The organism is Bacillus sp. 2205SS5-2, assembly GCF_037024155.1.
In the GTDB taxonomy this organism is placed as follows: Bacteria; Bacillota; Bacilli; order Bacillales; family Bacillaceae_K; genus Bacillus_CI.
This window is the reverse complement of record NZ_JAYKTS010000044.1, coordinates 15,659-27,427: the sequence shown is the minus strand read 5'-3', so window position 1 is coordinate 27,427 and position 11,769 is coordinate 15,659. Positions and strand designations below refer to the sequence as shown.

17 protein-coding genes are annotated in these 11,769 nt (G+C 36.9%); 14 read left to right on the top strand and 3 right to left on the bottom strand.

Translation table 11 applies throughout. From position 1 onward, the window contains the following. Positions 1-240 precede the first annotated feature (240 nt). Both U8D43_RS19410 and U8D43_RS19405 read left to right on the top strand, forming a co-directional pair. A complete protein-coding gene (locus tag U8D43_RS19410) occupies positions 241-1,380 on the top strand; it encodes a YqgU-like beta propeller domain-containing protein (RefSeq protein WP_335872817.1) in 1,140 nt (379 codons plus the stop codon). Further along, positions 1,380-1,691 (top strand): MTH1187 family thiamine-binding protein, encoded by a 312-nt coding sequence (locus tag U8D43_RS19405; RefSeq protein ID WP_335872816.1) that lies wholly within the window; start codon positions 1,380-1,382, stop codon positions 1,689-1,691. Before U8D43_RS19410 ends, U8D43_RS19405 begins: the two co-directional genes overlap by 1 nt. Positions 1,692-1,772: 81 nt before the next feature. On the opposite strand, the gene U8D43_RS19400 is transcribed toward U8D43_RS19405, so the two are convergent. Then, positions 1,773-1,949, bottom strand: a complete 177-nt coding sequence (locus U8D43_RS19400; protein WP_335872815.1) for a DUF2759 domain-containing protein — start codon at positions 1,947-1,949, stop codon at positions 1,773-1,775. Between the two features lie 195 nt (positions 1,950-2,144). On the opposite strand from U8D43_RS19400, the gene U8D43_RS19395 reads away from it, so the two are divergent. Beyond that, the gene (locus tag U8D43_RS19395) at positions 2,145-2,780 is read left to right on the top strand and encodes an MBL fold metallo-hydrolase (RefSeq protein WP_335872814.1); all 636 of its coding nucleotides are present in this window, start codon (positions 2,145-2,147) and stop codon (positions 2,778-2,780) included. A 56-nt stretch (positions 2,781-2,836) separates the two neighbouring features. Here the strand turns inward: U8D43_RS19395 and U8D43_RS19390 are convergent, their stop codons facing one another. Together U8D43_RS19390 and U8D43_RS19385 are read right to left on the bottom strand one after the other, a co-directional pair. Then, complete coding sequence (locus tag U8D43_RS19390; RefSeq protein ID WP_335872813.1) at positions 2,837-3,082, bottom strand: DUF2626 domain-containing protein; 246 nt, start codon at positions 3,080-3,082, stop codon at positions 2,837-2,839. 76 nt (positions 3,083-3,158) lie between these two features. Continuing rightward, on the bottom strand, positions 3,159-3,863 hold the full coding sequence (locus tag U8D43_RS19385) for a helix-turn-helix transcriptional regulator (protein ID WP_335872812.1): 705 nt from the start codon (positions 3,861-3,863) through the stop codon (positions 3,159-3,161). 199 nt (positions 3,864-4,062) lie between these two features. On the opposite strand from U8D43_RS19385, the gene mgsR reads away from it, so the two are divergent. The 11 genes from mgsR (at position 4,063) to U8D43_RS19330 (ending at position 11,659) form a co-directional block, all read left to right on the top strand. Beyond that, positions 4,063-4,443 (top strand): transcriptional regulator MgsR, encoded by a 381-nt coding sequence (gene mgsR, locus U8D43_RS19380; RefSeq protein WP_335872811.1) that lies wholly within the window; start codon positions 4,063-4,065, stop codon positions 4,441-4,443. A 757-nt stretch (positions 4,444-5,200) separates the two neighbouring features. Further along, positions 5,201-6,319 carry an IS110 family RNA-guided transposase gene (locus tag U8D43_RS19375; protein WP_335872810.1) on the top strand — a complete coding sequence of 373 codons (1,119 nt, stop codon included), beginning with the start codon at positions 5,201-5,203 and terminating at the stop codon, positions 6,317-6,319. Between the two features lie 728 nt (positions 6,320-7,047). Continuing rightward, on the top strand, positions 7,048-8,127 hold the full coding sequence (gene comGA, locus U8D43_RS19370; RefSeq protein WP_335872809.1) for a competence type IV pilus ATPase ComGA: 1,080 nt from the start codon (positions 7,048-7,050) through the stop codon (positions 8,125-8,127). Further along, entirely contained in the window at positions 8,060-9,127 is a 1,068-nt protein-coding gene (gene comGB / locus U8D43_RS19365) for a competence type IV pilus assembly protein ComGB (protein ID WP_335872808.1), read from the top strand. The genes comGA and comGB overlap by 68 nt, the downstream gene beginning before the upstream one ends. After that, positions 9,120-9,458, top strand: a complete 339-nt coding sequence (gene comGC / locus U8D43_RS19360) for a competence type IV pilus major pilin ComGC (protein WP_335872818.1) — start codon at positions 9,120-9,122, stop codon at positions 9,456-9,458. Before comGB ends, comGC begins: the two co-directional genes overlap by 8 nt. Beyond that, entirely contained in the window at positions 9,439-9,882 is a 444-nt protein-coding gene (gene comGD, locus U8D43_RS19355) for a competence type IV pilus minor pilin ComGD (RefSeq protein WP_335872807.1), read from the top strand. The genes comGC and comGD overlap by 20 nt, the downstream gene beginning before the upstream one ends. Then, positions 9,866-10,174 carry a type II secretion system protein gene (locus tag U8D43_RS19350; protein ID WP_335872806.1) on the top strand — a complete coding sequence of 103 codons (309 nt, stop codon included), beginning with the start codon at positions 9,866-9,868 and terminating at the stop codon, positions 10,172-10,174. Before comGD ends, U8D43_RS19350 begins: the two co-directional genes overlap by 17 nt. Then, positions 10,158-10,583, top strand: a complete 426-nt coding sequence (gene comGF / locus U8D43_RS19345) for a competence type IV pilus minor pilin ComGF (RefSeq protein WP_335872805.1) — start codon at positions 10,158-10,160, stop codon at positions 10,581-10,583. The genes U8D43_RS19350 and comGF overlap by 17 nt, the downstream gene beginning before the upstream one ends. Further along, a complete protein-coding gene (locus U8D43_RS19340) occupies positions 10,558-10,932 on the top strand; it encodes a hypothetical protein (protein WP_335872804.1) in 375 nt (124 codons plus the stop codon). The genes comGF and U8D43_RS19340 overlap by 26 nt, the downstream gene beginning before the upstream one ends. Positions 10,933-10,941: 9 nt before the next feature. Next, positions 10,942-11,445, top strand: a complete 504-nt coding sequence (locus U8D43_RS19335; RefSeq protein ID WP_335872803.1) for a shikimate kinase — start codon at positions 10,942-10,944, stop codon at positions 11,443-11,445. 37 nt (positions 11,446-11,482) lie between these two features. Continuing rightward, the gene (locus U8D43_RS19330; RefSeq protein WP_335872802.1) at positions 11,483-11,659 is read left to right on the top strand and encodes a YqzE family protein; all 177 of its coding nucleotides are present in this window, start codon (positions 11,483-11,485) and stop codon (positions 11,657-11,659) included. Positions 11,660-11,769 lie beyond the last annotated feature (110 nt).

Here is an 11,769-nt window from a genome sequence, read left to right as displayed (position 1 = left end):
GGTAGATATCCAAAAATCAAAACCAGCTTAAATCAAGTAATGGTGCCATAGCCAATCTTTAAAAATGGTCATTCCATTTTAGGGAGGGTGCTTTTTTGTGTCAAAATCAGCATCAAAACCCATTTTCGTATAAAAAGAGCCTATATAAATGAAAAATAATTTTAATAAAAGTGAAATAATTGAAACTATTGATAGGACTATTTCGTCAAATACTATGGAGGTTCAATTAGGGGGGGTATAATGATAAAAGTACGATGGAGTATTTGGTTATTTTGCTTGATTCCATTATTAATCAGTTGTCAAAGTAGAAATGGTGTCGAGGAAATCACTTCAAATTCAAATGAGTCTTCTCAAACACCTCCAGAAGTTTTGCCACTTGATGAAGAGCCTAGAGAAGTGAAGACGTTAGAGCTGGATACGAATGACTTGGTAAAGGTAATCGGATGGGTGAATGAAGAAGAAATTCTGTATGTGAGCAATGTGAAGGGTACTCACCAAATAATTCGCTATCATCTTTACACGGAAGAAGAGTCATTAATCTATAAAACTGAACATCCTTTTGTGGAAGCACTTATAAGTAAATCGAAACAGCAGTTGATGGTACATACTGCTCCAATTACATATTCTGCACATCTTGTTATTATTGACATGAAAGGGAATGTATTACAAGAAAAAGACATTCCTTCTTATGAATTGATGTCAAAGTGGAATGATTTTGAAGAAGGTTTATTATTTATTACGAAGTTTGATGAACATTGGAACCATCAAACCTTTCTCTGGAATCTTTCTAATAATGATCTGATAGTTCTTGAAGAGGCAGAGCCATTTTTAACATGGAGAAATGAGGACACTTGGCTTTATCAAAGGTGGAGTACTTCTGACATTCAATTAACGGCTCCACTTTATGAAAGCGGCTTTCATAAAGATGAAAAGCTGTTGAATGAAGAGGTATATCAGTTTGACGTATTTGAAGACTTTCTAATGGAAATTATCGTTACAGAAGATGACCTAGATAAAGCCCGTTATGACTTTTTCGGGCGATCAAGTGAAAAACTGAGTGCTTCTTTTACAGTTCCACATCTCGATAAGTATTCTAATTGGCTTGTTCCTTTTTATTCACAAGGAGAAGAATCTTTCTTCACGTTTGTTCCCTATCAAAGTGGATTAATGGATGCATATCAGGATCAATATCAATTAGTTCAATGGGATGCTAGCAAAGGAAAAGAAAACGTGTTATTTGACAAAGTAGAAAACGAACCGCTACTCTGTAATAGTATTGGCTCTCTTTGTTTATATGGCTATCAGGGGGAAAAGTTGATTGACGTAGAAAAATCAGAGATCATTCAGCTCGTAGAAGAAAAAGGAGAGGTGACCGAGTAATGGCAATAGTAGACGTAACGATAATACCAATAGGAACGGAAACACCAAGTGTTAGCAGCTATGTAGCAAAAATTCAACAGATCCTAGAAGGCTTTGAAAAGGAAGGGCTTATTTCATTTCAATTAACTCCCATGAGTACATTAATTGAAGGGAACCTACCTGTATTATTTGAGGTCATACAGAGAATCCATGATGCTCCTTTTCAACAAGGAATTCAACGCGTGGCAACCAATATAAGAATTGATGATCGAAGAGATCAATCGCGTAATATGGCGGACAAACTCGAATCGGTTCAAAAGAAATTAACATAAAAAAGAGCCTTGAAGGCTCTTTTTTAATTTGAGGTAAAACGCAACACAGATTGTTTTAACTCCTATAGCAATCCACTGAGATTAATGTGCGACTGCAGGGAAAGCTTGGAAATATAATGTAGCAATGGTAAACCATCCAAATACACCTAAAGTACCAATTCCGAAAACAATACCTAAAAGATTTTTGTTTTTTAGTGCAGAAATACTAGAGAATAATGCTAGTACAGTTACTAAGGCTGTTATAATAGCGAAACCCATTTCACATGCTCCTTCCTATTGTGCAATCATTAAGTATAATGATCGTATGTAGCTAATATATACTCAATCAATATTTTATATTTTTTTTAAGGATTTGTCGAGGTCTAATCCAGATTAGAGCGGAGATATCATGGAATAAATAGAAAGAATAACTTACACATGGTATGATTGTTGTAGTGATTGGAGGATGAAAAAATGAATTGGGAAAGAATACCACTTGGCCCGTTGCAAACAAATTGTTATTTCTTGAAGAACCAAAACAGAGAGTGTCTTATTTTTGATCCAGGTGCAGAAGGAGAAAAGCTGATCAGTCTGATCAACGCTCGAAAATATACTCCCTTGGCAATATTATTAACCCACGCTCATTTTGATCATATCGGTGCTGTTGATGCCCTACGTGACCATTATTCGATTCCGGTATATCTACATAAAAAAGAAGAAAAATGGTTAGGGGATTCATCTTTGAATGGATCACAATTTTTTATGATGGGAAATGAGGTCAAGATCAATCCAGCAAATGTTTTCATTTCAGAGGAACATTCTCTCGAGATAGGTACTTTCCAGCTTAATATAATGCGAACGCCAGGACATTCCCCAGGAAGTATTTCTTTCTACAGCAAGGCTGAAGAAGCGGTGATTTCGGGCGATGCACTCTTTCAGGGGGGAATCGGAAGAACGGATCTACCAGGTGGAAATCATGATGTATTACTTAAGTCCATACATAGTCAGTTACTACAACTTCCTGAAGATACGCTCGTTTTATCTGGGCATGGTCCTGAAACAACGATTAGGGACGAAATGGACAGTAATCCCTTTTTGAATGGTTTTTAAAACTACAAATAAAAAAAACCTTCTCATAAGGAGAATGGTTTTTTTTATTTGCAGTTTTAATGTCCACCCACACCAGGAGTCATCATAAAAGTCGTCCAGTAAGTGAAGCCAGCAAAGAAAACTGTTAAATATGCGCCAAACACATAAATATACATACGTTCAGACAATTTTAAATAACTTAAAAGGATAAAAAATCCAGTTTGACCTAGGAAAATCAGTGAAGTCTGAGGCATATGCCCTAGATAGAACATCACAGCGAAGATTCCAGTCCAGAAACCAAGAACTCTGTACATACGTTCCATATGTATCCCTCCTTTACGCCACAATCCATCTTCATTATTATAAGGAAAGATTGGCGAAATGTAAATATCATTACAGCTAGTTTGTTACATTTACTCGGTATCGGCACGTATCGCAGTGTGAAGTCATATTTTCAAATTGCTTAAATTCGGTGACATCAAAAAGTGCTTGGAAGGCACCGTTTAAATAGGCATTATGCATAGTGCACACCTGCTCTGAGTTATGCAGGGCTTTTTCTTTAAAAGGGCAATTAAAAATATCAAAATTTAACGAATAACCATTATTCTCTTTTTTTATTCTAGGAAAGTAACCAACAGAGGAAGAGATATCCCGGAACAACTCAATCTTATCTTGAAAGTCTAATTCTTGAATGTTTTTCTTTTGATGTTTTAATTTATCTTCAATCATTTCAAAGCCTTGCTTTTTTCCTTCTTCCTGAAGAAGCTGAATTCCATGATCACCTAATGATGATAAGGCTTTTAGGGCGATATCAGATAAAAGTTGATAGTCCCGCTTTGGAAAAGAGAGTTGAACAACCTGTTTAGACAACATATATACTTTCCCAGGACGCCCACCTTTACCCGTTTTGTGAAGATCGGAGACTATTATCTCTACATCCTCAAGTTTAGATAAATGAAGGCGGGCGACATTTGGATGGATATGAAATTCGTCTGCTACTTCTTGAACTGTTACTTCGGTTTGTTTTTGAAGTACGTATTGATAAATCGAGTAACGTGTTGGATCTGATAATGTATTTGTAATTCGTAACGTTTGGTCCACCATAAACACCTCATTACTTCGATGATTACCCCTATTATAACGTTATCTATAGAAGAAGATATGCCATAATATCAGTTTTGAGCAAATTTCTTATTTTGTTCACAAATTTTTGATGAAAAAACTACACAAACATTATACAAATGATATACAATATATATATAAGATAGAGAGAAGTCACTAATGAGAAAAGGAGCTGAATTTAATGGCGGAACTAATGTTTTACACTTATCCAAGTTGTACGTCTTGTCGAAAAGCGAAAAAGTGGTTAACTACAAACGCAGTTGATTTCAAAGAACGCCACCTTTTTCGAGAAACTCCGAATCAGGATGAATTATTAAAGCTACTTTCTTTAACGACGGAGGGCTTGGATGAAATACTGGCGACTCGAAGTGAATCTTATAAAAATTTACAAGAAGATTTAAACGAGTTACCTCTTTCAAAAGTTGTTCAAATCCTCATTGATGAACCGAAATTATTACGCAGACCGATCTTAACAGATGGAAAAAAATTGATTGTCGGCTATAATCCAGAGAGTTTGAAATGGTTGACTCATAGACGAAATGTGCTCATGATGAGTAGTTGAATGGGAAGAGAAATCTTCTTTTTTTTGTGCCAGTAGACCCATATTTCTATGGTTGAAGTACAGCCTTCTTTGCTAGTGCGCTTCTCTCAGGAGTGATTTCATTTAAAGGATATTATGAATGAAATGCTTCATACAGGTATGGATTTCGCATAAAATAATTGTAAAAATGTTCGGAACCCCATTGTTTACTGAATATATACAGCAGTAAATAATAACTCTTTTCGTGAAACCACCTTTCTTAAAGAATACAAACAAAATTTTAGATTCAGGATTGTTGATTAAAGCAATATAAATGATCAAGCTAGATTTGAATTAATGATAGAAGAGTTCAAACTCCATTTATTCTGTTGAAGAATTTGAAAATCAGACCACAGTTGTAGGGGAAATGAGTGTAGTATTAGAAACTACTTACGAATACAGTGTATCTTTTTACATGTATCATTCATGAATCGTGCTGGAGATAAGAACATAAAAAATACAAAAGTTGCTTATTAATGGCTGTTTTCGCAAAAATTGTGGCTTTTCGAATGAGCCCTCCTATCGTGATGAAGAATGACTTCGGGCGTCTTTTCGCAGCGTTTTCAACCCAAAATGAGGAAAAAGAAAAGAATGTTTCCATACTTTGTTGTATGATACGGCAACAAAGTTATCATGAACGAAACTAGCTCCTTACTCGTAACAACGTAGGTTAATCTGGTTAGACTGTTAATGGTAAATAAACCAAATTAGAGCTACATTACGAAAGGAGCTAGTTATTATGAAGGATGACACAAAATACGTAGGTTTAGACGTCTCAAAGGAAAAAATTGCAGTGGCTTATGCAGAAGAAGGTCGAAGTGAACCGGTTTACTATGGAATGATTCCAAATACTCCAGAAGCACTTAGGAGAGTAATGAAAAAAATAGGGAAACAAGAGAATCTTCGCATATGTTACGAAGCAGGTCCGACTGGTTATGGAATTTACCGATTCTTTTTGAGTATGGGAATTGAATGTGAGGTTATTGCGCCTTCGTTGATTCCTCAAAAACCAGGAGAACGAGTAAAGACAGATCGGCGAGACGCATTAAAGTTAGCCAGACTCTATCGTTCGGGAGAGCTTTCACCGATTTATATACCTTCAGAAGATGATGAAGCACTGCGGGATTTAGTTCGAGCGCGGGAAGATATAAAAGAAGATGAATTACGTGCTAAACATAGACTGGTGAAGTACCTTTTAAGAAACGACATCAAGCCATCTATAGGTGTTAAGAAATGGACAAAAAAATACTGGGATTGGCTCGATAAACTAAAATTTGAGCGAAATTCTTCTCAAACTGTCTTTACGGAATACCTCCAACATTTGAAGGAAATTCAACAACGATTAAAGCGATATGAGCAAGAAATTGAAAGAGAATCTAGAGAAGGAGTCCACGCACCGATGATTCAAGCTCTTCAGGTGTTAAAGGGAGTAGCCGTTATAACAGCTACTAGTTTGGTGGCAGAAATTGGTTCTTTCAAACGATTCCAAACCCCCAAACAATTTATGGCTTATACCGGCCTGGTTCCAAGCGAGAGTTCAAGTGGAGAAGTAAGAAAACAAGGGAAAATCACCAAGACTCGAAACCGACATGTTAGAAGGCTCCTAATAGAATCTGCATGGAGTTATCGATACCAACCATGCGTTAAAGGGAAATTACTGAAGCGGCAAGAGGGTCAACCCGCTAGTATAACAGGAATATCCTGGAAGGCACAACAACGCCTTCATAAAAGGTACTTCCGACTTTTAGGACGTGGTAAACCAGCAGGAAAAGCTATAACTACCTTAGCTAGAGAGCTTTCAGGATTTATTTGGGCAATATCTCAAAGAATTGAAGAACCTGTAACCAAACATTCTTAATATGAAAATTCTTAAAACATGGAGAAAAAAAGGAGTAAGGGTAGGGCTCGAAGGCAAAGGTAAAAACCGTTAGAAGGACTCACGACGCATACTTGAGCTAGCCTTAAGAGGTGATCGCTCGTACAAAGTTCGTGAAAGCTTCTTAGACGGAGAGATAAAATGTGTAGACCCACGGATATCAGTATGCTCATCGGAGTAGAGATTTTTGCCTTCGTGCCGTGCCCTTAATCATCAAAAAAAGGAGAGATAAACATACCTTTTAGCATTATGAAGTATCTCAATCCTTGTAGTGGTTATCAAGGAAAGCACTTGACAACCACTACAAGGATTGAGGGATGGTCTGTAAGCTAAAAAGGAAATACCCTAACCTAAAAAGGTTCATTTCTCATTAAAAAATTTTAAGTGGATAATACAATAGGTTTCTTAGAGTCGGCCAGAAACAGAAACACAAAAATATTTGGTAAGGAGAATTTGACAGTTTCGTTCAAATCAGTATGCGAAAAGAGCCAGTCAAATTAAACGAAAAAGCTAAATTGTATATGTAAAGAGCCTTATTAATAAATATGAACAAAATGATCTAAGTAGAAATCTTTTGAGTATATGATTAGATTTAAGTCTGAAACAAAAGGGTGAATTAAATAATAAATAATTGAGTTGAAAAGAAGGAGTATTGACAACTTTGTTGAATATTTCCTAATAGCAAGACAGAAAGGTGGGAATTTTATGAAATGTTGATTGAAAACGTTGTAAATGTCGTACTTGAATCTGCTATTGACCTAGATGCCACAGATATCCACGTTCTTCCTAGGAAACATGATTACTCCGTTCAATACCGTGTATTAGGTTACTTGCATAAGGGGAAAACGTTTTCCTTTGAAGAAGGCGAACGGCTCATTTCTCATTTTAAATTCAAAGCATCAATGGATATCGGTGAAAAACGAAAGCCTCAAACAGGTGCCCTTCACTTCTTCTTTCAACAAAGACCCCTCGCCATTCGGCTCTCTACTCTTCCGACAGCTCATAATAAGGAAAGCCTCGTCATTCGAATCCTTCCTCAAACGGCCGCACTCCCAATTCAACAAATGTCTCTGTTTCCATCCTCTGCGCGAAAACTACATTCCCTTCTAATGCACTCCCATGGTTTGATCATTTTCACAGGGCCAACTGGCAGTGGAAAAACCACGACCCTTTACTCCTTGATTGAACATTGTTCAAATCAGCTAAACCGCCATGTCATTACGTTAGAAGATCCAGTTGAGAAACAAAACGAAGAGCTGCTTCAAGTTCAGGTGAACGAAAAAGCAGGAATTACGTATGCAAATGGGTTGCGAGCGATTCTTCGGCACGACCCGGATATAATAATGGTAGGGGAAATTCGCGATCAGGAGACAGCTGAAATTGCAATACGTGCAGCGTTAACGGGACATTTGGTGTTAACGACGCTCCATACGAGGGATGCAAAAGGGGCTATTTACCGGTTGTTAGAATTCGGAATTAAATGGGAAGAAATTCAGCAAACCCTTATTGCTGTCACCGCACAGCGGCTTGTCCGGTTGCAATGTCCTCTTTGCGGTGATCTCGATGAAGCATATTGTATTAGTCCGTCACACCATAAACGAGTGAGTGTGTATGAAATCTTATCTGGGCAGGCTTTACAGATGATAATGAATGAAGCAAGGGGTTTGGAAGGAAGCTTAGCATATCCCTTAATTGAAGATTTGTTACGAAAGGGGGTTGCCCTTGGATACATTTCTGAAGTGGAATTTAACCGCTGGGCTGTTCAAAAAGAAAAAATTTCTACGCCGTAAAGAGGATTTCTTAATTAGACTAGGTGAAATGTTGAAACAGGGGTTTTCTCTTTCAGAAGGGATTGAATTTTTATTTTTATATTTAGAGAAGAGAACGAATGAAGAAGCACATCAAATTTTACAAGAACTCGAAAGTGGTGCTTCTCTTGATGAAGTTCTCAAAAATCTAGGTTTCTCCAATGCTATTTGCGCACAAATATTTTTTGCGCAATCTCACGGGAATGTACCTCAAGCCCTGATGGATGCAGGTTTATTTTTACAACAACGAAAAATAGAGCAACAAAAACTATTTAAAGCACTTCAGTATCCTCTTATTTTGTTTCTATTTTTTAATGTTTTATTGTGGTTGCTTCAACAAGTGTTGATGCCGCAATTTGAGACCTTGTATGCCACGATGGGATATTCACCTTCAGGGATTTCTGCGCTTTTCTTATCCACTATGAAGACACTTCCCTATATTTTGTTGATTTCCGTTATTTTTCTGGGTGGGGGAGGAGGATTTGTTTATAAGTTTCGAAACACCTTATCTCCGACCACTCAAGTAGACATCTTTCTGAAAGTCCCCATTCTCTCTTATTACTTAAAAAGTTACCTCACTCATTTTTTTACAAGAGAATTGAGTTTTTTGCTGAAAAGTGGATTATCAATTAATGAAGCAATGTCCGTGTTTCAAAACCAATCGTTCCGGCCTTTTTTTCAGCAACAGGGAAAGTGGATTAAGAATCAACTTGAAAAGGGAATGTCATTTCCGGAGACATTGGAAAAAGTACCTTATTTTGTTGAGGAACTACCTGTTGTTGTTAGGCATGGTGAGAGAAATAGTTTTTTAGAAAAAGAATTACATTATTTTAGCCAATTTTGCCTGGATTCTATGGAGAAAAAGTCTGAAAAACTTCTGCAATGGCTTCAGCCAATCGTATTCGGGGCCATAGGTTTGTTTGTAGTGATGCTTTATCTTTCACTAATGTTACCAATGTACCAAATGATGCAAAATATTTAGGAGGAATAAAAATATGAAAAAAATCTTAAATCAAAAGGGGTTTACGATGATTGAGATGATGATTGTCTTACTCGTGATTTCGGTTGTGTTACTACTTGCCATCCCGAACATTGCCAACAGAAGCGAAAGTATTAATACAAAAGGATGTGACGCTCTGTTTTCAATGATCGAAGGGCAAGTAGAATCTTACAAATTAGATGAAATATCAGCTCCAACCACTATCAATGATTTAGTCGATAAGGGATATTTGAATGCTCAGCAAAATGTATGCTCAAATGGGGACGTTATTAATATCGCGGCGGATGGAACGCTTGAAATTACGACTCCTTAACTCTCAATCAGCCTTTACCTTCGTCGAAACCCTATTAGTTCTGCTCATCCTCTCTTTTTTTCTTTCTCTATCCATGTTCTCCTTTCAAGCGTATCAAATTCATGCAAAGGAACGTCAATTTATGCTTAGTTTGAAAACTGATTTACTTGAAGCGCATACCTACGCCATTTACCACCAAACCTCGATGACTGTTCAATTTTACGGAACGAAATATCAAGCAAAATCCCAAACTGGAGAATTGTTATTCGTAAGAGAGCTCCCGGAAGGAATAAAACGACTTTCTTCTAGTTCATTGAAAGAGATTACGTTTTATTCAACGGGTAATACAAATCGATTTGGTTCTGTTGTTTTTGAAGTAGACAATCAAAAGATTACTGCGACATTTTTCATTGGTCAAGGGAGATTTTATGTGGAAAAGCGATAAAGGTTATTCCCTAGCGGAGAGTTTGGTTGCTTTAACCTGTGTTCTGTTGTTGATGGGATCACTTTTTCCCCTTTTATTTCATCAATATGCAACAGGTGCAAATCGAAAACGTGAACTTGAAAGTGCAAGAGTGCTATTAGAAGAAGTTGAAGATGTATTGCTAACGTCTTCAAAAAAAGAAAATGCTCAAGTAGTGAGAGGCGAGGAAATATATGTAGTGAACTGGGAACGTGAAAACAAGGGAGTGTGTGTGAAAAATAAGGAAGTGGTCGTTTGTGTTCAAGCAGAATGAGAAGGGATTTACTTTTTTAGAGAGCTTACTATCTTTTACTATTCTTTTGATAATCTGTTCCTCTTTCAGCTTACTACTTGGGCAGATGTACCATTTAGAACATCAAAAAAATACCTATCCACACGAATGGCATTTGTTTATGTATCAGCTTCAAGAAGAAATGACCAATGCAAATTCAATTACGATTGGTGATCAATATGTGAGCTTCTCTCTAAATGGAGAAAGTATACGGTATGAGAGGTATGGTCATTTTTTAAGAAGAAGGGTAAACCTAAAAGGACATGAGGTTGTACTTCAAGAAGTTAGTGAGTCGGCTTTTCGTTCCATCACAGCTGGTGCGAATATAGAAATAGAGTTTAAATCAGGCGAAAGAAGGATAGGAAATGTCTATTCATACGTTGTACCGTAAAGCATTGGATCAGAAAGGATATATTTTGCCATTTACATTTCTATTTTTCCTAGTGATAAGTGGATCAATTATAGCCTATTCCAGTCGACTGGTTTCCCACTACCAGATAATGACGATGATGAAAGAGGGATATGAGAATAAAGCCATTTTGTTACTTTCAGCAGAGTATTGTCTTCAGAGTGAAGAAGTGGAGGGATTGATAAACTGGGACATAGGAACAGTTAACTTTCTTAAGGAGCCGGTAGATGATGAAAAATATCAGTTGACTCTCATTCTTAGTCGAGAAACAAGACTATATAGTCAATCCATTCTGTATAATAAGGAAGGAGAGATTCTGGAATGGAAGTAGGGAACAGTCGTGAACACAATTTATATTATCGGATTTATGGGTGTAGGGAAAACAACAATTGGCAGAGCGCTCGCCCAAAAGCTAGGCATTTCAGTTGTGGATACAGACCAAAAAATTGTCAGAGAAGCGAACAAAAGTATAGCAGCCATTTTTCAAGAGATGGGAGAACCGGAATTTCGTAAAATGGAAACCGAGGTACTAAGAAGAATTAGTCAACCAGCTATTGTCATCACAACCGGTGGTGGTATTGTCACGACTCAAGACAATATTTCATATATGAGAGCCAACGGAACAGTCATCTTATTGCAATGTGAATTTGAAGTGATTTGGGAACGTATTAGTCGCGATGCTACTAGACCTTTGGCGACATTTGCAAAAAAAGACGAAATTAGAGAACTATGGCAATCAAGAGCATTAGTTTATGAACAAGCTGCTCATATCAAGGTAAGCACGAACGGAAAATCTATTCAACAAACAGTGAATACCCTAATAGAACGTCTAAAAAATGGCTAAAATGGAGATACTAGTGCCTGACAGAGGTGGTGCTAGTATGTCTGTGAATGACTATGTTAAATTTGTTACGCAAAATCTTGTGCAGCATTTTGACAAACCAAAGGCAGAAAGAAAGTCGCTTCGAAAAAAAAGAAAGCAACAAAAAGCGTCGTTTTTATTTCGTTGGTTCGGAGTGATTCCTTATATTTTAATGGGGGTTTTTAAACGTAAATAAGCAAGTAGAATGTCTTAGAATTCTACTTGCTTATTATTTTCTTTCAAAAAATCTATTTTCGCAAAGATTGTTGATTTTTGTATTAGTTTATAAATTTTATATTGGTTGGG